Origin of the sequence: Micromonospora sp. DT62 (genome assembly GCF_049847285.1) — a bacterium.
GTDB lineage: Bacteria > Actinomycetota > Actinomycetes > Mycobacteriales > Micromonosporaceae > Micromonospora > Micromonospora reichwaldensis.
The window spans coordinates 411,016-432,584 of record NZ_JBNCOB010000003.1; the positions used below are offsets into that span (position 1 = coordinate 411,016).

12 protein-coding genes are annotated in these 21,569 nt (G+C 70.6%); 5 read left to right on the top strand and 7 right to left on the bottom strand.

The window, feature by feature from the left end; translation table 11 throughout:
* Nucleotides 1-34: 34 nt before the first annotated feature.
* From ACPXCB_RS07360 to ACPXCB_RS07385, 6 genes are all read right to left on the bottom strand, one after another.
* Nucleotides 35-6,712 carry an amino acid adenylation domain-containing protein gene (locus tag ACPXCB_RS07360; RefSeq protein ID WP_425873374.1) on the bottom strand — a complete coding sequence of 2,226 codons (6,678 nt, stop codon included), beginning with the start codon at nucleotides 6,710-6,712 and terminating at the stop codon, nucleotides 35-37.
* Nucleotides 6,713-6,722: 10 nt separating this feature from the next.
* Complete coding sequence (locus tag ACPXCB_RS07365) at nucleotides 6,723-10,082, bottom strand: AMP-binding protein (protein WP_425873376.1); 3,360 nt, start codon at nucleotides 10,080-10,082, stop codon at nucleotides 6,723-6,725.
* Between the two features lie 9 nt (nucleotides 10,083-10,091).
* Nucleotides 10,092-12,392 (bottom strand): pyridoxal-phosphate dependent enzyme, encoded by a 2,301-nt coding sequence (locus ACPXCB_RS07370; protein ID WP_425873378.1) that lies wholly within the window; start codon nucleotides 12,390-12,392, stop codon nucleotides 10,092-10,094.
* A gap of 93 nt (nucleotides 12,393-12,485) precedes the next feature.
* Nucleotides 12,486-13,910, bottom strand: a complete 1,425-nt coding sequence (locus tag ACPXCB_RS07375) for an argininosuccinate lyase (RefSeq protein ID WP_425873379.1) — start codon at nucleotides 13,908-13,910, stop codon at nucleotides 12,486-12,488.
* A 1,267-nt stretch (nucleotides 13,911-15,177) separates the two neighbouring features.
* Nucleotides 15,178-15,783: a YdeI/OmpD-associated family protein gene (locus ACPXCB_RS07380; protein WP_425873381.1), complete on the bottom strand. Its 606-nt coding sequence runs from the start codon at nucleotides 15,781-15,783 to the stop codon at nucleotides 15,178-15,180.
* Between the two features lie 447 nt (nucleotides 15,784-16,230).
* Nucleotides 16,231-16,848, bottom strand: a complete 618-nt coding sequence (locus ACPXCB_RS07385; protein ID WP_425873383.1) for a formylglycine-generating enzyme family protein — start codon at nucleotides 16,846-16,848, stop codon at nucleotides 16,231-16,233.
* Nucleotides 16,849-17,172: 324 nt separating this feature from the next.
* On the opposite strand from ACPXCB_RS07385, the gene ACPXCB_RS07390 reads away from it, so the two are divergent.
* From ACPXCB_RS07390 to ACPXCB_RS07405, 4 genes are read left to right on the top strand one after another with little or no spacing between them, the layout of a single operon-like run.
* Nucleotides 17,173-18,048 carry an alpha/beta fold hydrolase gene (locus ACPXCB_RS07390; RefSeq protein ID WP_425873385.1) on the top strand — a complete coding sequence of 292 codons (876 nt, stop codon included), beginning with the start codon at nucleotides 17,173-17,175 and terminating at the stop codon, nucleotides 18,046-18,048.
* 58 nt (nucleotides 18,049-18,106) lie between these two features.
* The gene (locus tag ACPXCB_RS07395; protein ID WP_425873387.1) at nucleotides 18,107-18,469 is read left to right on the top strand and encodes a metalloregulator ArsR/SmtB family transcription factor; all 363 of its coding nucleotides are present in this window, start codon (nucleotides 18,107-18,109) and stop codon (nucleotides 18,467-18,469) included.
* The gene (locus ACPXCB_RS07400; RefSeq protein ID WP_425873388.1) at nucleotides 18,466-18,945 is read left to right on the top strand and encodes an SRPBCC family protein; all 480 of its coding nucleotides are present in this window, start codon (nucleotides 18,466-18,468) and stop codon (nucleotides 18,943-18,945) included. The genes ACPXCB_RS07395 and ACPXCB_RS07400 overlap by 4 nt, the downstream gene beginning before the upstream one ends.
* A gap of 38 nt (nucleotides 18,946-18,983) precedes the next feature.
* Nucleotides 18,984-19,520: an RBBP9/YdeN family alpha/beta hydrolase gene (locus tag ACPXCB_RS07405; RefSeq protein ID WP_425873390.1), complete on the top strand. Its 537-nt coding sequence runs from the start codon at nucleotides 18,984-18,986 to the stop codon at nucleotides 19,518-19,520.
* 40 nt (nucleotides 19,521-19,560) lie between these two features.
* Here the strand turns inward: ACPXCB_RS07405 and ACPXCB_RS07410 are convergent, their stop codons facing one another.
* Nucleotides 19,561-20,040: a GNAT family N-acetyltransferase gene (locus tag ACPXCB_RS07410; RefSeq protein WP_425873392.1), complete on the bottom strand. Its 480-nt coding sequence runs from the start codon at nucleotides 20,038-20,040 to the stop codon at nucleotides 19,561-19,563.
* 637 nt (nucleotides 20,041-20,677) lie between these two features.
* On the opposite strand from ACPXCB_RS07410, the gene ACPXCB_RS07415 reads away from it, so the two are divergent.
* Nucleotides 20,678-21,343: a Type 1 glutamine amidotransferase-like domain-containing protein gene (locus tag ACPXCB_RS07415; RefSeq protein WP_425873394.1), complete on the top strand. Its 666-nt coding sequence runs from the start codon at nucleotides 20,678-20,680 to the stop codon at nucleotides 21,341-21,343.
* Nucleotides 21,344-21,569: the final 226 nt, after the last annotated feature.

The window sequence follows — 21,569 nt, forward strand, 5'->3', positions numbered from 1 at the left end:
GAGCTTCTCTCCCCAGGTCTCGTCCCGCCGGTCCTCACAGGGCGAGCACCAGCGGGACGATCAGCCCTGCCGCTTCGACCCGCGACACGTACGCGTCCCAGTGCGGGGAGTCGATGAGTGCCGCCGTCGCGCGGTGGTCGATCTCCAGCGACTGGCCGCTCACCTCCCGCCAGATCTCCCCGAGCGCCCCGCGGTCCTCGTCGTCGACGAGCGTCGCCTCCTCCACCGGCCGGTCCGGGCTGCCCAGGAAGAACCTCAGCAGCCGGTCGGCCGCCCCGGCCAGCCGGTCGACGGCCTCCGGGGTGAACAGCGACCGGTCGTACTCGATGGTCAGCCCGATCCGGTCCTCGTCGGTGAAGTGCAGCAACAGGTCGAAGCGACTCGTCTGCGCGCCCAGCGGGGTCACGCTCGTGTCCAGGCCCGGCAGCGCGGCGACACCGTGCATCGACCGGGCGACGGAGACCACGACCTGCACCAGTGGGTTGACCCCGGGGCGACGCGGTGCTCCCACGAGGTCCACGATCTTCTGCAACGGCAGGCTCTGGTGGTCCAGGGCGTTCAGGGCGCTGTCCCGGACCGATGCGATGACGGCCCGCGCGCCGTGCTCCGCGTCGACCTGGTAGCGGAACGGCACGGTGTTGGCGAAGAAGCCGACGAGGTCCCTCGTCTCCGCCGGGTGCCGGCCGGCGACGGCCGCGCCGATCACCACGTCCGACTGCTGGGCGAGCTTGGCCATCAGCACCGCGCTGACGGCGTGCACGACCATGAAGAGGGTGACGTTGTGCTGCTGCGCGAACGCCCGCACCTCGGCGGAGAAGGTCTCGTCCCACTCCCGGCGGTGCCGGCCCGCGGTGCGCGTACGGTCCTCGGTCCGCTCCAGGTCGGTCGCGAGGGCGAGTTCCCCGTCGTAGCCCTTCAGGTAGGACCGCCAGAAGTCGCCGTCACGTCGGGCCGGCGCCGATTCGAGGTAGTCCTGCTGCCAGCGGGAGTAGTCGCCGTACTGGATCGGCAGCGGGGCCAGGTCCGCCTCCCGTCCCGCCCGGTGGGCCGCGTACGACTCGGCGATCTCCCGCAGGATCAGCTCGTTGGACCAGCCGTCGGTGACCACGTGGTGGCTCGTCCATTCGAGCACGTGGTCCCGGTCGGCGAAGCGGTACAGGGTGGCCCGGGTCAGCACGCCACCGAGGTCGATGCGCCGCGTCGCCCGCTGCCGGACGTACTCCAGCATCGCCTCGGTGTCCCCCTCCGCGACCACCGCGTCGGTGGCCTCCCGGACCCGCAGGCGCGGTTTCGCATCGGGATCCACGACCAGCAGCGGCACGCCGTCGCGTTCGACGATCCGGCTGGACAGCACCTCGTGGCGCGCGACGAGCCGGTCGACGGCCGCCCGCAGCGCCGTCACGTCGAGGTCACCACGCAGATGCAGGAGGTACCCGTCGGTGTAGGCGCCGTCGGAGTCGAGCTGGTCGAGGTACCAGAGGCTCGACTGCGCCATGGACAGCGGGAACTCCCGCAGGCCGGCGGGCCTCGCCGGGATCGGCACCTCCGACTCCCGGTCGTCGGTCAGCGCCGCCTCGACCCGGGCGGCGAAACCCCGCAGCGTCGGGTTCTCGAACAGCTCCCGGATCGGCAGGCGGACCCCGAGGCGGTCCCCCAGCCGGGCGAGGACCTGCGTCGCGTGCAGGGAGTGGCCGCCCAGATCGAAGAAGCTGACCTGGGGCCCGGGCCGGCGGCCGGAGAGCACGGAGGCCCAGATCTCGGCGACGGCCTCCTCCGTCGAGGTCATCGGGGCGGAGCTCTCCCCGGTCGGTTCGTCGACCGGGGACAGGGCCGTCGCCGCCAGCGCGCGGGTGTCGACCTTGCCGTGGCTCGTCCGCGGCAACTCATCGATGCGGACGAGGAAGTCCGGGATGGCGTTGCGGGGCAGGACCTGGCTGAGCCCGGAGCGCACCTCCTCGGGCCGCAGGTCCCGGCGGACCAGGGAGCCCTCGGTCGCACCGCCGCCGGAGACCACCTCCGGTACGAAGAACCCGGCGAGTTGCTTGCCGCCGTCGGCGGACCGCCGGACGATCACGACGCTCTCCTGGACGCCCTCGACGCCGGCGAGGGCGCGACCGACCTCGTCGAGTTCGACCCGGTTCCCTCGGATCTTGAGCTGGTTGTCGGTCCGGCCGAGGAACTCCAGCGAGCCGTCCGCCAGCCGGCGGCCGCGGTCACCGGTGCGGTACATGACGCCGTCCCCGTCGCCCGCGAAGGGGTCGCTGACGAAGACCGCGGCGGTCCGGTCGGGGTCGTTGACGTAGCCGCCGCCGACGCAGACGCCGCCGGCGTACAGCTCGCCCGGCGTGCCGGTGGGCACCGGCTCCCGGGCGCCGTCCAGCACGTACAGGGCGGTGTTGCGCGCGGGCCGGCCGAGGGGGACGGAGGCGTCCCGCTCGTCGACGTCCGCCGCGACGAGGTGGTGCAGGACGTCGTCGGACGTCTCGGTCGCCCCCCACATGTTCAGCAGCCCCACCCCGGGCAGCAGCCGGCGGAACGTGTTGGCGGACTGCGGGGTCAGCGTCTCCGCCTGCGAGGCGACCCAGCGCAGGCGGAACGGGGGGAACGCGTCGACGCCGTAGAACGCGAGTTCGGCGCACATGATGTTGAGCACGGAGGGCGTCACCTCCAGCACGGTGACCCCGTCCTCGGCCACGGCCCGCAGCAGCGACGCCGCGTCCTGACCGATCTCGTCCGGGTAGATCACGGTCGTGGCGCCGACGGCGAGTGGCGCGAGGAGCTGCCAGACGGAGATGTCGAAGGTGGCGGCGGCGTCCTGGGCCAGCCGGTCGCCGGGCCGCAGGTCCAGTTGCTGGATCTTGGCGTCGATGTGGTTGAGCATGCCGTCGTGCCGGATCAGGGCGCCCTTGGGGTCGCCCGTGGATCCCGAGGTGAAGAGGATGTACGCGCTGTCCCGGCCGTCCGGTGCGGGGCCGAGCGCGGCCGGCGTGCCGGCGGCGGCGAGGACGTCCGCCAGATCGACCAGCTCGATCTCATCGATCGCGGCCAGCGCGGCGCGGTGCGTCTCGTCGCACACCACCAGCCTCGCCTCCGCCCGTTGGACCATTCGGGCGACGCGTGCGGCCGGGACCTGCGGCAGCGGCAGGTACACCGCGCCGAGGCGGAGGATGGCGAGGGTGACGACGAGGTAGTCGATGTTCCGGCCGCTGGCCAGGCCGACCACGGTGCCGTGGCCCACCTGCCGGTCGCGCAACCATCCGGCCGCCCGCTCGACGTGCGCGGCGAGCTCCCGGTAGGTGATCTCGCGGCCGTGGCAGACGGCGGCCACCTCGTCGGGGAACGTCTCCACCGAATGGGCCATCCGTTCGAGGAAGCCCGTCGCCGTCGCCGGCTCGACCGGCCCGCGTGAGATCTCGACCAACGCCCGGTACCGCTGCTCACCGAGCAGCGCGACCTGGGTCGGCTCGTCGTCGGGCTGGTCGACGACGCTGGTCAGCGCCCGCAGGAAGATGTCCGCCACCTCGTGGAGCTGGTCCTCCGAGATCCGCTCCATGTTCGCTTCGAGGTCGAGCGTGAGCAGTCGACTGAACGGGTCCTTGTTGAACTCGGCCCGCAGGGTGAAGTTCGTCTGGATGTAGCCGAAGCCGTCGACCACCTCGATGCCCGTGGCGTGGGCGAGCCGTTCGTAGCCGTGGAAGTGGGTGTAGTTGAACATGATGTCGGTCAGCTCGGGTACGCCGGCGAGCCGGAGCATCTCGGCGTGCGGGAAGCGCCGCACCGGCAGCAGTTCCCGCTCCTTGTCGCTGGTCGCCGCGATCAGGTCGCGCCAGGTGCGACCCCGCGGCCGGAACCGGAAGGGTACGAGGTTGAGGTGCAGGCCGATGACCTCGGTGCCGCCCTCCTCCTCGATCCGCCCGTTGGCGGCGACGCCCAGCACGACGTCGTCGCGTCCCGTGAGCGCCATCACCACCCGCGCCTGGACGGCCATCACCACGTGTTTGACCGACACCCCGCAGGCGGCGGCGAGCTGGTGCAGGCGGTCGGAGAGTTCCGCCGGGAGGTCCACGCTGAGGAAGCCCATCCGCCCCTCGTGGACGGCGCCGGAGCCCCGGGCGAGGCGGGGCAGCAGGCTCGGCTCGACGTCGGCCAGTTCCTGCCGCCAGAACTCCCGGACCGTCTCGTCGCGGAGCACGGCCTGTTCCTCGGCGATGAAGTCGGCGTACCGGCGGACGGGCAGGGCACGGTCGTGCGACGCGATGCCCTGCAGGTCCTGCCAGTAGTCGACGAGGATCTCCGCGAGCAGTGACGTCTCGCTCCACCCGTCGAACATCGTGTCGTGGAAGCTCATGGAGAACATGAACTCGTCCGGGCCGAGCAGGTGCGCCGTGAACCGGACCAGTGGCGGCTGCGCCCAGTCGTACGGGTTGCTCATCTCCCGGCGTTGCCAGGCCTCGAACTCGGCCAGCTGCCGATCCTCGTCGAGGCGGCTCAGGTCCGTCACGTTCAGCGGGGTCCGGGCCCGCGCGTGGACGACCTGGAGCGGTTGCGAGAAGCCGGACAGGTGGAACGACGTCCGCAGGATCTCGTGGCGCTCGGTCACCCGCGCGAGCGCACGGCTCATGGCGTCGTGGTCGAACCTGGCGCGCAACCGGAACATGAAGATGTCGCAGTACATGTTGACGCCCTCGGCGTACGCGCTGTGGAACAGCACGCCGGCCTGGAGGGTGGCCAACGGGTAGGCGTCCACCGCGTCGGCCGGCAGGTGCGCCCGGTCCGCCGGGTCGACGAGGCTGAACGGCTCGACCGGCGGGTCGACCGACTCGTCCGTGGTGACCGCGTACGCGGCCAGCGCACGGGGCGTCTTCAGCTCGTAGATGTCGGCCAGGTCCAGCGTCATCCCGCGGTTCGCCGCCGCCGCACGCAGCTGCACCGCGATGATGGAGTCCCCGCCGATGCCGAAGAAGGAGTCGTCGGGTCCCACCCCCTCGACGCCGAGCACCTCCTCGAAGAGCGCGCAGATCGCCCGCTGCACCGTCGCCGTCGATGCGTCGGCGACCGCCTCCGTGGCCATCGGCGCCCGGAGCTGGTTGGCCGGGGTCGGTGCGGGCAGGAGCGTGAAGTCGACCTTCCCGTTGGCGTTCACGGGGATCTCCGGCACCGGGACGACGAACGCCGGAAGCATGTACGACGGCAGGCTCGCCCGCAGCAGTTCCGGGATCTCGCCCAGCTCGCAGCCGGGGTCGTGGGTCACGTACGCGACGATCTGCGTCCGGTCGTTGCCGGCGCCCGACGCCGGCTGCCCGGCGCGGACGAGACTGCGGACCGAGGAGATCCGCCCGGACACCGCCTCCTGCTTCACCACCGGATTGCGCTGCGGGCGGGCCCGACGGACGGTCACCGCGACCTGCCCGACGCCGGGCACCGCGGTCAGCGCCGCGTGGATCTCCCCGAGCTCGACCCGGTGGCCACGGATCTTGACCTGGTCGTCGGCCCGCCCCAGGTACTCGTACTCGCCGTCGGGAGTCAGCCGCGCGAGGTCACCGGACCGGTATCCCCGCACGGGCCTGCCGTCGACGGTCAGGTCGAGGAACCGCTCAGCGGTCGCTCCGGGCCGGCCCAGGTATCCGATCGCCACCCCTGGTCCGGTCACGATGATCTCGCCGGTCTGGCCCGGGGCCACCGGCCGGCCCTGCTCGTCCCCGAGCAGGAAGTCGAGGTCCGCCAGCGGACGACCGATGAGGCTGGCCGTGCTCGTCAGGTCGGCCGCCAGGAGCCTGCGGTACGAGGAGTGGACCGTCGTCTCCGTGATGCCGTACATGTTGACCAGCTGCGGCTGCTGGTCGCCGTACCTGCTTACCCAGGGCCGGAGGTCGCCGAAGCGCAGCGCCTCACCGCCGAAGACCACCCACTTCAGCGGCAGCCTGTCGGGCTGGGAGACCTCGTGCGCCATCAGACTGTTGAAGGCGGTGGGCGTCTGGCTGAGCATCGTCACCTGTTCGCCGGCGAGCAACGCCCGGAAGGCCACCGGGTCCCGTGCGACGTCCTGTCCCACGACGACCAGCCGGCCACCGGACAGCAGCGCGCCCCACATCTCCCAGACGGAGAAGTCGAAGGCGAACGAGTGGAACATCGTCCAGACGTCCCCGGCGCCGAAGCCGAACTGCGGCTGGGTGGCCCGGATCAGGCGCAGCACGTTGCCGTGGCTGACCTCCACGCCCTTCGGCCGCCCGGTGGTGCCCGAGGTGTAGATCACGTAGGCGCGGGTGTCCCACCCGGCAGGGCACCGCCCGCCGGTGTCGTCGCCGCGGTCCTCCGCGACGTCCTGCGGCCCCATCACCGGGGTGTCCGGCGACAGCAGCTCCGCCAGCTCGGGAGTCGTCAACACCACCGAGGGCGCCGCGTCCGCCACGATCAGCCTCAGCCGGGCGGCGGGGGTGGACGGATCGACCGGCACGTACGCCGCGCCCACCCGCAGCACGGCCAGGCTCGCGACCACCATGTCCACCGAACGCGGCAGGAACAGCAGCACCGGACGCGACGGGTCGTCGACCCGCGCCCTGATCGCCGCGGCGAGCGCCGTCGAGCGGGCGGCCACCTCGGCGTACGACATCCGCCGGTCTCCGCAGCACACCGCGATGCTGTCCGGGTCACGTCGGACGACCTCGTCGAACGACTCCACCAGATTACCGACGGCACCATCGGAAGCAGTCATCATCTCCGCCTTAGCTGAGTCGAACCGGGTCGTGAGCGAGTGGTGTGGACGGCCGTCGGACCAGCCGGGCGAGGTTCTCGGAGACCCGCCGACACACCTCGGCTGCCGTCTCCGCGGACACGAGGTTGCGTTGGTGGACGAGGCGGAACGCGAGTCCGCCCGCGTCGAGGGCGCCGTAGAGGCTCGTCGCGAAGGCGACGTCCACGGGCGGCACGTCGACCGTCTCGACGTCGTGGGACCCGATCCGTCGCCGCCGTCGGCTCCAGGGCACGGACAGTCCGACGTCGCCGCCGTCCACCGGCTGCTGGAGCGTCAACGTCGCCTGGAAGAGCGGATTCTGGCCGTGCCGATCCGCGGCGAGTGCCCGGACCAGGTCGCTGAAGGGAACGTCCGCCGTCGACAGTGCCGCCCGCAGTTCCCGCCACAGGCGTTCCTCGAGTGCCGGCGGTTCGGGCCGGTCGGTCAGGTCGCCGAGGATGGGCACCATGTTGACCAGGTAGCCGACGGTGCCGGCGAAGCGCTGGTCGGTGCGCCCGTGATGCGGTGCGCCGATCACGATCCTGGGCTCGCCGGTCACCTCGTGCAGGGCTTGGACGTAGGCGGCCAGCAGGGAGACGAAGGGGGTGAAGCCGCGCCGCGCCGCGTGCCGGTGGAGCATCCGTACGACGTCCGGGTCGGCCTCGAAGTCGATCCAGCCGGCCCGGTGCCGGTCCGGGGCCGGCCGTCGTCGTGGCGACCCGGCGCCAGCAGGTCGTTGCGGAAAGAGGACGAGGTCACGCAGTGGCCGCCACTTCTCTGCCAGGGCCGTGACCCGGTCGCGCCGGTCGGGATCGAGTCGCGCCTGCTGCTGTAGCCGGGCCCAGTCGGTGGCGTCCGCCGCGCCCGGTCCCGCCGTGGCCGGCGGGGCGTCGCCGCCCGTGATCCGGGGCAGGATCTCGGCGAGCAGGAGCTGGAGCGACCAGTGGTCGACGACCGCGTGATGACACGCCACGAGGAGCACCGTGCCGTCGGGCGGGTACGCCACCCCCACCCGCACCAACGGGCCCTTCACCAGGTCGAAGGGGCGGTAGGCCCGGTCGTGCAGGTAGGCGCGTACCGCCTCGTCGGGGCCGTCCGGGAAGGCCCGGCACTCCCAGTCGACCGTGCCCTGCTCGTGCACGGTCTGGACGCCGGAGCCGAGCGGTCCGAGGGTCGTGCGCAGCGCGGGGTGCCGAGCGACTGCCTCGTCGATCGCGGCACGCAGCAGGTCCTCCTCGACGCGGCCGGAGACGCGCAGGGCGATCGCCAGGTTGTTCGCCCGGTTGCCGCGGGACACCTCGTCGTAGAAGTGCAGCTCGACCTGGCCGGCCGAGGCGGGGCTCACCGCGCCGGTCTCCGTCGGCAGCGGCACGGCGGCCGGGCCGGGGCTCGCGGCGGCGGCGACCAGCTCGGCCACCGACCGGTCGCCGAAGAACAGCTCGGCGTCCAGGGTGCCGTTCACCAGCCGCTCGACCGCCGCCTTGAGTTCGATCAGTCGCAGCGAACCGAGTCCCAGCGCCGCCAGCGGCAGCGACGGGTCCCACTCGGACCCTTCGAGGTTCGCGTACCGCCGGACGAGCTGTTCCACCGCGGTGGACCGGTCGCCGGGGTGGGTGTCGGCGGCGGCCCGCTCGGGCGCCACGGACGGGACCGCCGGCACGACGAGCTTGAGCCGCCCATCGACGAACTGCTCCCTGGTGGCACGCCGGCGGACCTTCCCGCTGGAGGTCTTCGGTATCGCGCCGGGCATGACGACGACCACGTCGTCGAGGTCCAACCCGCACTCGGTGGCCACCCGACGCCGCAGCCCGCCGGTCAACGACGTGAGCAGCGCGGGGTCCGCGAGCAGCCGCGCCAGCCCGCTGCGGGAGGCCTCGACCACCAGCGCCACCCGCTGGTCACCGGTCTCCGGTTGGAACGCCGCGGCGCCGCCCTGGCGCAGGTGCTCGTCGCCCGCGGTGGCGACGGCCTCGATGTCGTGCGGGTGGTAGTTGCGGCCCGCGCGGATGATCAGATCCTTCTGGCGCCCCGCGACGTAGAGTTCGCCGTCGTACATCGCGCCGAGGTCCCCGGTGCGCAGGAACGTCCCCTGCTTGCCGCCGACGGTGGCGGCGAACGTCGCGGCGGAGTCGGACCTGCCCCAGTACCCGGCGGCCACCCCGCCGGAGCTCACGCAGATCTCGCCGACCTCGCCCGCCGCGCAGGGTGCGCCGTCCGCGCGGCGCACGGCGACCGTCGTACCCGGTGGCGGGGTGCCGCAGGAGACCAGCGTGACCGGGTCCGTCCCCGCTGTTCCGGTCGCCCCGGTCAGCCGGCCCGTCTCGAGAGCGTGCCGGTCGAAGGTGCCGGCGCGGTAGCCGGTCGACGCCTCGGGGCCGCTGACGAAGAGCGTCGCCTCCGCCAGGCCGTAGCACGGATAGAACGCCCGGCGGTCGAACCCGAGCGGCGCGTACGCGGCGGAGAACGCGTCCATCGTCCGCCTGTCCACCGGCTCCGCGCCGTTGAAGGCGACCCGCCACGAGCTGAGGTCGATCCCGTCGAGCAGCCCGGCGTCGAAGCGGTCCGCCAGGAGCTGATAGGCGAAGTTCGGTCCACCGGAGAGGGTCGCCTTGAAGCGGGACACCTCCGCCGGCCACCGCAGCGGATTCCGGACGAACGCGAACGTGTCGAGCAGGATCGCCGGTACGCCCATGAACAGCGGCAGCAACGTGGTGCCGATGAGTCCCATGTCGTGGTACATCGGCAGCCAGCTGAGCACCACGTCGTCGGTGTTGATCCCGAAGCCGGCAGCGATGGCCCGGTGGTTGTCGGTGAGGTTGCCGTGGCCGACCATGACCCCCTTGGGATCGCCCGTCGATCCGGAGGTGTACTGGAGGAAGGCGAGGTCGTCCGGCGCCGGCCGGTGGGGGCCCACCGGAGCGGCGTGCGCCCGCACCGCCTCGATCGGGTGCACCGCCGGTCCGCCCGGCTCGGTCGCCAGCCCCGACAGCGCTTCGACCAGCTTCGCGGTGGTCAGCGCGTGGGTGGCCCCGCAGTCGCGCACGACGGTGGTGACGCGGTCGAGGCGCGCGTGGGGGCCCGGCGGGTAGAGCGGCACCGCGACCACGTTGGCGTAGAGGCAGCCGAGGAAGGCCGTGACGTAGTCGAGGCCGGGTGGGAAGAGCAGCAGCGCCCGGTCGCCGGGTTCGGCGATCGACCGCAGGTGGCCGGCCACGGTACGAGCGCCCGAGTCGAGCTGCCCGTACGTGGTGGTGGTCGCCGCCCCGGCACTGTCGACGAAGGTCAGCGCCTGGTCGTCGGCTCGGGTGTCCGCCCAGGCTGACAGGGCCGCGATGAGCGAGGTGTGCGTCATGGTCGTCCCTCAGTGGGCCGGGGCCAGGGACGCTTCGTCGCTGACGGCGTCCGGGCTGTCCTCGTCGACCAGCAGCTGGACCTGGTCCACGGCGGTACGGATCCGGCGGACGGCCTCCGCTCTGCTGGAGCCCGTGGCGATGACGTGCCCCAGGCGGTCGTAGCCGTTCCGTGGTGGTCGCACGGACGTGCCGGGGGACGCCGTCACGGTCACCTGTTCGACGCCGTCGAGGCGCTCGATCTCCGCCCCGCCCGCGGTACCCCGGAGCGTCCCCGGTCGGGCAGCCACCAGGAACTCGATCGCGGCGTACCCGTGCGTGGTCGAGGAGAGCCGGGTCGGTTCCCCGACGGCCGCGGCCAGCTGCGCGGCGAGCAGGTCGGAGCCGGTGGCGAGGCGGTAGAGCTCGGGGATCATCCCGCCGGCCGGGCGGGGATTGATCTCGATGATGGCCGGGCCGGACGGCGTGAGGCGTACCTCGGTGTGGGTGGCCCCGTGTGACATCCCGACCGTGGCGAGCGCCCGCAGAACGGTATCCACCATCTCGGTCGCCTGATCCGCCGGCAGGTCCGCGGGAAAGACGTGACCGAGCTCCACGAAGTACGGCCCACCGGTCACCCGCTTCTCGGTGATCCCGAGACAGCGGTTCCCGGTGCTCTCGCCGAACACCTCGACGCTGAACTCGGCACCCCGCACGTACTCCTCGACCAGTGCGCAGCGGGCGGTCGGCATGCCCCGGACGTTGACGCGCACACCCAGGACCGCCTCCACGTGCGCCGTCGCCTCCTCGACGGTGGCGCAGAGCAGCACGGCGTTCGATCCGGAGTCGTCCGCGGGCTTCACCACGCACGGCAGTCCGACCTCGCGCACCGCGGCAGCGGCCCGTGCCGGGTCCGTCACCGCGACGAAGCGGGGTTGCCGGATCCCGCTGTCGCGCAGCGCCTCCCGCAGCAGGGCCTTGTTCCGACAGGCGGCCACGGCTGCCGGCGGGTTGCCCGGCAGTCCCAGCCAGCCGGCCAGCTCGGCGGCGAGCACGGTGTAGAAGTCGCTCGTCGTCGTCACCCCGGCGAGCTCTTCACGACGGAACCTGCCCTGGATGAGCGAGCGCAGGGCCGGCAGGTCGTGAGTCTCGCAGACGAGAACCTCGCAGTCGGTGTCGGCGAGCCCCGGGTAGCGGTCGGGGCGGTCGGTGAGCAGCACCGGACGCAGCCCCATCCGTCGTGCGACGCTCAGGGCGAGCACGCCGGTGCCGCTCGTGTTCGACTCCAGAAACAACAGGTACCGCTCGCCGTCCGTGCCCGGGACGTCGTCCGTACGCGACCAGCTCACGGCGACCTCGCCGGGGCTGATCGGACGCGGCCGGTCCGCCGCGTCCATCTCGTGCAGGCGGTCGGCGGCCCATCCGTCGTCGTAGACGGTCTGCGCGTACCGGTCGCCGCGATCGGGGAAGATGCCGACGATCCGGGTCCCCGGCTCCGCCCGGCGAGCCACGTCCTTCAACACCTGGTAGACCGATCCCGACGTGTTGCCGCCGAAGATCTGCTGCTCGCGGGCCAGGGCACGGGTGGCGTCGAACGCCTCCCGGTCGTTGAGCCAGTGCACCTCGTCGATCTGGCGACGGTCCAGGTTGGCGGGCTCGAGGCTGTTGCCGAGCCCGCCCTGCAGCCTGGTGGGCACGTCCGGCTGACCGAACAGCACGCTGCCCACGCAGTCCACCCCCACCACTCGCAGCTCGGGCAGCGCGCGTCGCAGCGCACGGGCCGAGCCGCACAGCGATCCACCGGTGCCGACCGCCCCGACCAGGACGTCAAAGGAGGTGAGGTCCCCCAGCAGCTCCCCGGCCAGGGACCGGTACGCACCCGGGTTGTCCGGATTCCGGTACTGCTCGGGAAAGAACGCACCCGGCAGGGCTTCGAGGAGCTCGTGCAGCCGTTCGAGGCGGGCACCCTGCCAGCCCTGGCTGGACATCCGGTCGACGACGTGCACCTGGCAGCCCAGGGCGCGCAGCTTGGCGAGGGTCACGGGGTCGATCCGGGGGTCGGTGACGACGTGCACCGGATGGCCCAGGGCGGTGCCGACGAGGGCGACTCCCAGCGCCATCGTGCCGGAGGAACTCTCGACGATCGGCGCACCCGGTCGGAGCACGCCCAGCCGTCTGGCCTCGAGGATCACGTGGCGGGCGACCCGGTCCTTCATCGCGAACAGGTTCTGGAGCTCGAGTTTGGCGTACACCTCGACACGCGGGTCGACATCCAGCCTCAGCCTGATCAACGGCGTGTGCCCGATGGCGTCGACGACGTTCTGGAAGATCACGCGCTGGCCCCCGATCGTCCGTAGGTGCCGACGTCGCTCGCGCCCACCCGGGCTGCTCCGCTCAAGATCGTCATCTTTCCCCCGATTCGACGCTCATCGGCGCCCGAGCAGTGCCCGAGCGGAACCTCGCCGTTCACGACGGTCGTCCCACTGCTGCCGGAGGAGCCGGAAATCGTCCGCCTGGCTGGCGAGCAGGTCGGCCAACGCCTCGGGATTGACCGAGCCCGCCGACCGCTTTCCACGAATTGCGTTCTCGATGTCGAAGGCGTCGGCGAGCACGCGTGCGGCGTCGGAGACCTGGTATCCGTACCGGCCGGCGACCTCGACCAACAGCCCGGGGTCTCCGGGATGGGGCGGGATGTCGGCGGAAATGGCGGCGGCAATGTACTGCCCGACGACGATCTGGGCGTCGCGCCAGGAGATCCCGTCGTTGAGGGTCAGGTCGTTCGCCAGTGCGAACGCGCCCAGATACTCCCGCCGGCAGGCCTCCCGCATCCGGTCGGACCGGAAACGCAGGTTGTCGACGACGGTCGAGAAGAGCCGCAGAGCCGTCCGCGTGGTGGAGACGGAGACATGGAGGTTCGCGGTCGCCTCCTTGGACACCTCCACCATGTTGGAATAGGGCGTCGAGCGTTGGGCGAGGACGATGTCCACACCGAAGGCGCCGAGGTGCGCCAGCTTTCCGCGGATCCGCTCCAGGATCGGGAAGTTCTTCTTCTGCGGCATCGCCGCCGAGATGCCGGAAAGCTCGTCAGGCAGGTCGATGAAGGCGTACTCGTTACTGCCCCAGGTCATGAGATCGGTGACGAAGCGGCTCAGTTCGGCACCCAGAATGGAGAATTCCGCCATCATCTCCAAGGCCAGCGACCGGGACGCCACGGCGGTGAGGGCGTGCGGAACCGGTCCCGCGAAGCCGAGCAGGTGCGCCATGCGGTGCCGGTCCCAGGCCAACTGCTGGCCGGCCATCGACCCCGCGCCGAGCGGTGAGAGGTCGTTGCCGTCGTAGGTGGCGAGCCAGCGGCGCAGGTTGTGCAGGATCTGCTGGGAGAGGGCTGCCAGGTAGAAGCCGGGAGTGATCACCTGGGCCGCCTGGAGGTGGGTGTATCCCGGCATCAGCAGGTCGGTCGTGCCGTTGGCGAGTCGATGGACAGCCTCACCGAGGCCCAGCAGGTCCTCCGCCGCCCCACCGAACCACTCGCGTGCCGCGAGAGCGTGTGCGGTCGCCTGAGAATCGTTACGACTGCGGTCGACGTGCCAGGCCGGGACCGGCTCGGTCAACTGACCATGCACCCACTGCTCGATGGCCATCGACGTGTCGGACATGTTGGTGGCGGGGTCGGCGCTGAGCGTGGACTCGTCGATCCTGCCAAGCTTGTCCGCGATGTCTCGTCGCTGGTCGCCGGTGATGACTCCCATCCGCTCGTACTCGAACAGGAGAACCACTTCCACAGCGAGATAGTGCGGAAGCAGGTGAGTCATGTCGAAGTCGAACTGCGGTCGGAGGATTTCGTCATGCACCTGACGGGACGGACCGCTGGACAACCGTCCTGACATCAGGGCGGAGCCCTCGGGTACGAGCTGCAACTGAAGACCCCCGTTACGGAGTTGCACGGCCGGACTGCAACCCGAATCCGCGCCCTGGGGCGCGTGACATCGCCTGCGGATCGGACCGCCTCGAATGAAGGACAGTCACCTGAGGTGGGTGCGACGATTCACAAGGAAGGCGCGATCGGCAACGCTGGACGAATTCGATGCTTGCCGTCAGCAGACATGAGCCCAACTCCCCCGTGGAGCGACTACGAACTCGTGCAAGCAACGGAGCATGAATCGGCAGTTCGTGCCAATGCGCGGTCTTCGATGGGGCGAGAGTAGCCGCGCGCCTCAGGCCTCGCAAGGGACTGCATTTCGCGCGCTATGTCTGGTACAGGTCGCATTTGTTCTTCCCGGCATCCGGCTCCGAAGCACCCGCCTGGGCACCCTGACGATGGTGGGATTTTTCCCCCGGCCGGGGCCGCCCACGGCTATTGATACTGCTGGCAGGCGGACGGCCAGGACAGACGAGTGTCATTGGCGCGGGGAAACTCGGAACCTGTCCGAGGATTTGGTCGGCCCCGCCCCCTCGTCAGCCGACACGGGACAGCGCCTGCCTGCACATGGCCCCTTCAAGCGGAATTCCAGGCTCCGTCGATGGCCCTAACTGCGAGCATCTCCGCGACTACCGACCGTCCGGGCGCTCATGGCGTTCCAAACTCCCGGACGGCGAGGACTTCCCCGCCACTGCCCGTGCCGGCGTCGCGGCTCATCGAGCCGGTCTTGGCGACTGAGACAGTGTGGACGGTGGTGAGGCGCGGTGGGCGTACCCTTCCTGGCCGCCAGCCATCCCGCCTGGTCGTACGCCTCATGGTCCCCAAAGCCTTGTGCGGTCCGTCAGCGTCGCGCCTGTGACCCCATGGTCTGCCCGGAGTCCCACCTTCGTATCCGTGCCAGCGAGGGCTGATCGGCTGCGAGAAATCCGCATCAGCCGCAATGGAGCGACCCAACAGCAGCAGGTACGTTCTCGTTCGTTTCGCGACCTGGGGCTGGTGCAAGCCGGTCAGGGGGTCACACATGCGTAGCTGGTGGGTGCTGGCGTTCATCCTGCTGTTCGTCACGGTGTCCGGCGTCGCGGAGCGGGCCTACCTCACCCGCCGCCGCGACCAGCTCGCCGGCCGAGTCGCCACGTGGAGCCAGCCCATCCCGGCACCGTTCGCGGCCAGATCAGGGTCCATGATCATGACTATGCCGATCACGGCGAGTGCGGAGGCTTGGCCTTCTGCGGGTAGATCGTCTCGTGACGGGCCAGCATGGCAACGAACTCGTTGATCTTCCGCTCGCGGGTCTGCGCCCGTTTGACCCCATTGACGCGGTGGATGAGAGCGAACCGGTTGGTCTTGGTGAGTACGTCGAACATGGCCTGGGCGGCGGGGTCGGCAGCGATAGCCGCGAGGAGGTCGTCGGGCACCTCGGCTTCCGACGGCGGGGCGTAGGCGGCCGCCCACCGCCCGTCCGCCTTCGCGGCTTCCACTGCGGCACGGCCGGAGGGCAGCATCCGCCCCTGCGCCTCCAGCCGCGCCACGTGGGCGACGTTGCGCTGCGACCAGGAACTGCGGGGCCTGCGCGGGGTGAACCGGATCCAGGAGGTCTCCTGATCCCGTTTACGGGCCTGCCCGTCGATCCAGCCGAAACACAGGGCCTCGTCGACCGCCTGCTGCCAGGTCAGCGTCGTGACCGTGCCGCCCTTCCTGGTCAGGGCGAGCCAGACACCGGGCGACGTGGCATGGTTGGTCGACAGCCACGCGCGCAGCGCCTCGGCGTCCACGACGATCAACTCATCCAATTCGGCGCTCACCATGACGGCAGGCTATCGCTGCACTGTGACCGCGGCCTCTGCCTGTGGGTGAGCCCGGCTCGTCGGGCTGAAGGCGCGATGCCGTCGGCGGACGCCGGCGGCAGCCGCTGTACGAGGACACGTCGTGAATTCGCTCGACGGCATTCAGTGCACACCGAAGTCATCGGCGAGGGGTCCTGGTCGGTCGTCGAGGTTGCGGTGCCAGATCCGTTGCCAGCGGTCCTCCGCCGGGGAGTCATGCCAACGCGCGGCGGGGCCGTCCGGGTGGACGCCACAGGTCGGGCATGCGTGCACGGTAAATATCGGCAGCCGGCTGACCGTTGCCGCAGTGAAAGGGCTTCGCGGATCGTCACCGCGTTCCTCCTGGAAGCGCCGAAGGCGTTGGGCCGCAGCTTCTCCACGGGCGGCGGTAGAAGCCCTGAGTAGTCGCTTCGTCGGAGGTCGCCGGCCTCAACCTGGGTGGTTGCGGGCCAAGCGGAAGCCGACATCGTCGAGGCTGAGGGTGGGATGGCTGCGGCGCCGGACCGGGGCGCGGCAGCTCCACTTCTCGTCGAACCAGCCGCCGACGGCGTGAGCCCGTTCGCCGGAGTTGCCGCGATACCAGGCGATCTCGTCGAGCGGCCCGTATCGAGGGCCTGAGGATCCTGCGCGGCAGGCATGCTCCCACTCCGCCTCGGTCGGCAGCCGGTAGCCGTCCGCGTCACGGTCCCAGGTGATGCCGGGATCCGCGACCTGCCGGTCCGGCGGGAGCGGGGCGTTGCGGACGACCAATCCAGCCGGAGACGGCGACGGATCTGGAACGACGGCGTGGACGCGGTAGGCGGGAGTGAGGCCGTGGAGCGAGGAGAGGCCGTTGCAGAAGCGAATCGCCTCCCACCAGGAGATGCTTGCCGCCGGCAGGTTAGCGCCGCTCGGGCTGCCGCCAGCCATGGCGTAAGCGGCTCGGGTGACGGGTGCTAAGGCGAGTCGGAAAGCCGCGACCGGCACGGTCCAGCGGCGCTCGGTGCGCCGATCGGTGAGGGTCACCTCGCCCCCCGGAACGGGGATCAGGTCGAGACTTAAGTCCACGGAAAAGCGATCCTACTGCTTCGCGGTTTATCGATCACCGACGCGCCGCCGTCTTGGGCCCACCGTCGCGACTTCGATACACGGCCTAGAGATCGCGAGCCGCGCGGATCGCGGCGGAACCGGATACGGATGTCGAGTTGGCGGGGCAACGTCGGTTCGGGTCCGGCACGATGGGCTGGGCGGTACCGGTGTCCCGCTGCTGATCGGCGTACATCTGATCCTCACGGCCGTAACCGGACGCGACGGTGACCACCGGCACGACATTCACCAGACTCGGAGCCGACGGCGGCGGCCCCTCGCCGGGGCAGCCGGGAGGAGGACGCGATGCGGGCCGTCCAGAAGGTCCGCCATCGACGGGCCGACGTCGACGGACTGGAAGTGTTCTTCCGCGAGGCCGGGCGTCCCGGCCAGCCGGCGGTGCTGCTGCTGCACGGGTTCCCCTCCTCGTCGCACACGTTCCGCGAGGTCATGCCCACCCTCGCCGACGTCGCGCACGTGATCGCGCCGGATCTGCCCGGCTTCGGGATGTCCGCGTCGCCAACCGTCGACGACTACGACTACACGTTCGAGAACCTCTCCTGGACGATCGAGAACCTTCTCGACCGGCTCGGGATCGAGCGCCTCTTCGTCTATCTGCACGACTTCGGCGCGCCGGTGGGATACCACCTGGCCACCCGCGCCCCGACTCGCATCCGCGGCCTGATCATCCAGAGCGGCAACGCGCACCAGGACGGCCTCGGCGGGCAGTGGGACAGCGCCCGGGCCTACTGGGCCGACCCGACCGACGCCACGCGCGCCGACCTGCCGGACTGGTTGAACTTCGCCGGCACCCGCGACCAGTACCTGGCCGGGCTGCCCGAACGGCTGCGCGCCCTGCACGCTCCCGAGTCGTGGCACCTCGACTGGGAGCGCATGAGCCGGCCCGGCAACGTCGACGCGCAGTTCGCGCTGTTCACCGACTACGCCAACCACGTCGCCCGCTTCGACGAGCTCGCCGAGTACCACCGCGCTCACCAGCCGCCGGCGCTCGTGCTGTGGGGACGGCACGACGCGTACTTCGACGTCGACGAGGTCCTCGCCTACCACCGCGTTCTCGAGCGCCTGGACGCGCACATCTACGACGGTGGCCACCTCCTGTTGGAGACGCACGCAGCGGAGTGCGCCGCGCTCATGCGGGCGTTCGTACGCGACAACGCGTGAGCCGATCCCCACGAGGCGACGTTGCCAAAAGCGTAACAACCTGGTTACCCTTCTTCGCGTGGACGAAGTGGCGGCCGCGATCGCCGATCCGATTCGGCGGGAGATCCTGCTGATGCTGCGCGACGAACCGCTCTCGGCCGGCCAGATCGCCGGCCGGTTCGTGATCAGCCGGCCGGCCGTCAGCCGCCACCTACGCGTGTTACGCGAGGCCGGCCTGGTGCACGACACGGCCGACGGACGCAGGCGTGTCTACACGCTGGTCACCGCGCCGCTCGACGAGTTGGCCGGGTGGCTGGGACGGCTGATGCGCCCGTCCGGCTGGCAGCACCGCCTCGACGCGCTGGAGACCGAGGTCTACCGCACCCGCCGCGAGCGGCAGACGGCCGCCGAGCGGCACCCATCGCAGAAGGAGACCGCATGAGCCCCACACCCACCGGCCGACTGATCGGCGACGACCTCGTGCTGACCCGCACGTTCCGCGCTCCCGTGGCCGACGTCTGGGCCAGCCTCACCGATCCGGCGCGCACGGCACGCTGGTTCGGCCCGTGGCAGGGCGACGCCGCGCCCGGACACACGATCAAGGTCCAGATGGCGTACGAGGAGGGCGAGCCCTGGATGGACATGACCATCGACGCGTGCGAGCCGCCGCACCGGCTGGCGGTTTCCGCGGTGGACGAGCACGGCGGCTGGCACCTGGACCTGGAGCTGGTCGAGCGTGCGGGCGTGACCGAGCTCCGGTTCACGCAGCACCTGACCGGCACGGAGGGCGTCGGCGAGGTCGGACCCGGCTGGGAGTACTACCTGGACACGTTGACCGCCTCGCACGACGGCCGGCCGGCGCCGGACTTCGACGACTACTACCCCGCGATGAAGGAGCACTTCGAAGCGCAGCGCTAGAGGTGGTGTGATCAGGACGTCGAATCGAAGGGGGCACGGTGGGGCGCAGCGCGATCATCTTCCACGGGACCGGCGGCAACCCGGACGTGTGCTGGTATCCCTGGCTGGCAGGGCGGCTCGCGGCCCGGGGATACGCCGTCGAGGTGCCGCACCACCCGGGCATCAACGTCGAGCCGATCGCCACGTTCCTGCCGAAGGTGCTGAACGGACACAGCTTCGACGAGGACACGGTTCTCGTGGGCCACTCCGGCGGCGCGGCCCTCCTGCTCGCGCTCCTGGAACACGTGGACGTGACCGTCGCCCAGGCGATCCTCGTCGCCGGATACTGCACCCGGCCCAACACCGAGGAGGAACCGGTCCTCCAGCAGGGCTACGACTGGGCCGCGATCCGGTCGCACGTACGCGACATCTACTTCATCAACTCCCGCCAGGATCCGTACGGCTGCGACGACCGGCAGGGGCGCGCCATGTTCGAGCGGCTCGGCGGCACCCAGATCGTGCGCGACGACGGGCACTTCGGCGACCACGACCAGCCGTACGAGCGGTTCGAGCTGCTCGACCGGCTCATCCCCTGACGTCGCCGGCGCGACGGCACCGACCCGTCCGACCGGTCCGCTAGGCGGTGAGTCCCTTGGCCATGATGTGCTCCCTACGCAGACCGTCGGGCAGGAGGTCGCCGAGCTCACCCGTGTCACGGAAGCCGTTGCGCCGGTAGAGCGCCCAGGCGTTGCTGTTGCCCTCCGCCACGGCCAGGCGCAGAGTCCTCGCGCCAACCAGCCGAGCCCACTGCTCGACCGCCCGCACGAGGTGGTCGCCCACACCCCGGCCACGTCCCACGGGCGCCACGTACATCGAGATCAGCTCGACCACGCGATCCTGATCGGTCGGCACCCCACTGGCCACGTCGAGCGTCGCCACCACGTTGTAAGAGCCGGGAATGGCCAGCCGACCGCGCCAGCGTTCCTCCCGGTCGCCGTCACCCTGCCAGTCGGCCAGTTGAGAACCGAAGGCGTACGGCGCCTCCGCCAGCGCGGCGAGCCGCAGATCCCGCCAGGTCTTCCAATCGCCCTCGGTGAGCACACGCGTCTCGATCACGTCGCGAAGGCTGCCCCAGGTGTGGAGAGCAGGCAACCCGGTTCCTGTCGCCTGGGCGCCACTCCGCGACCGAACGTCCGGATCTGCCGCACCCGGCTCAATGAGCTTGCCGCCCGGCTCTACCGGCTCTGTGCGGCGCTGGTGACTCCGGCAGCGCGACGAAACGCGAGGAGGCCAGCCGCCTCGGGCAGTTTGATCGATGGGTCAGATGCTCGCATCGCCATCAGACCGGTCATCGTGCCGCGACGGATCGCAGCGTCGATCTTCCAGCGAGTGTCGGCCGGCAGGCGTTCCCAAGCTGCGGCAGCGGCGCAGAGATGACACGGGGCGCCGACTTGTTCAGCAAGACTCGTCGCACAGCGATCGCCGCAGCCAGGGCAGAGGTGGTCGTGCACGCTGTTCAGTCTTCGGTCCCTGCTCCTGCCAACTGGGAAACATCCGCTGCGCGGTCGCCGTGACATGCGCGTCCCGCGTGCCTCGGTCGGGTGCACGTGTAGGGCACAGTAGGACCGGCTGAAGGGTGGTCGCCCCACCAACTGAGGGACCTCCCAAAGTGGGCGCCCGAAAACTACGATGAGTGCCGCGCGGCCCTTGGTCATCAGGCACATTCTCCTTCGCGTGCGAATTCGGAGGCATCGTGAAGCTCTTGCTCACGTCCGGCGGCGTCACGAACCCGAGCATCCATTCGGTGCTCGTGCAGCTGCTCGGCAAGCCGATCGATGAGTGCCACGCCCTCTGCGTCCCGACAGCACAGTGGGGTCATCCGATGTGCGGTCCGACATCGGTACGGGACTTCGTCGCCGCCGAACCCAAGCCTGACTGGCAGTGCTTGTCCGGCCTGGGCTGGGCGTCGCTCGGTGTCCTCGAGCTCACCGCACTGCCCACCATCGGCGCGGAACGATGGTTTCCCTGGGTCCGGAAGGCCGACGTGCTCCTGGTCGACGGAGGCGACGCGACATACCTGTGTCACTGGATGCGCGAGTCCGGGCTAGCCGATCTGCTGCCTTCGCTGCCCGACAAGGTCTGGGTGGGAGTAAGCGCCGGAAGCATGGTGATGACGCCCCGGATCGGGGACTACTTCGTCGAGTGGCCGTCCGCACCAGACGACCGCACCCTGGGAGTCGTCGACTTCTCGATCTTCCCGCACCTGAACCTCTTTCCGACGAACACCATGGCTCACGCGGAGCGATGGGCCGCCGACATCGGCGTCCCGGCCTACGCCATCGACGAACAGACGGCCATCAAGGTCGTCGACGGCTCAGTCGAGGTGGTCTCCGAAGGGCAATGGACGAAGTTCGGGTGATTGTCGCCGGGCGACTGTCCGGATCCGCCGCTGTCCGCGTGTTGGCCCCCGCCCGGCGCAGTGCGCGGTCGTGCCGATGTGCGGATGAGTGTTTTTGGAAGGGGTAGAGGCGGTCGCCTCATCGCTGCGGCAGGAGAACCAGGAGCACCACGTGCGCTGGTCTGCTGACCGGGCAGGGCCACAGCGGGGATGACAGCCGAGTTGGCGTGTGTTGTCGCAGCTCTCG

Excerpts from the sequence above, each read along its gene's own strand:
- ACPXCB_RS07360 (WP_425873374.1), bottom strand. The coding sequence starts at position 6,712 with ATGACTGCTTCCGATGGTGCCGTCGGTAATCTGGTGGAGTCGTTCGAC.
- ACPXCB_RS07380 (WP_425873381.1), bottom strand. The coding sequence starts at position 15,783 with ATGGTGAGCGCCGAATTGGATGAGTTGATCGTCGTGGACGCCGAGGCG.
- ACPXCB_RS07400 (WP_425873388.1), top strand. The coding sequence starts at position 18,466 with ATGAGCCCCACACCCACCGGCCGACTGATCGGCGACGACCTCGTGCTG.
- ACPXCB_RS07390 (WP_425873385.1), top strand. The coding sequence starts at position 17,173 with ATGCGGGCCGTCCAGAAGGTCCGCCATCGACGGGCCGACGTCGACGGA.
- ACPXCB_RS07365 (WP_425873376.1), bottom strand. The coding sequence starts at position 10,082 with ATGACGCACACCTCGCTCATCGCGGCCCTGTCAGCCTGGGCGGACACC.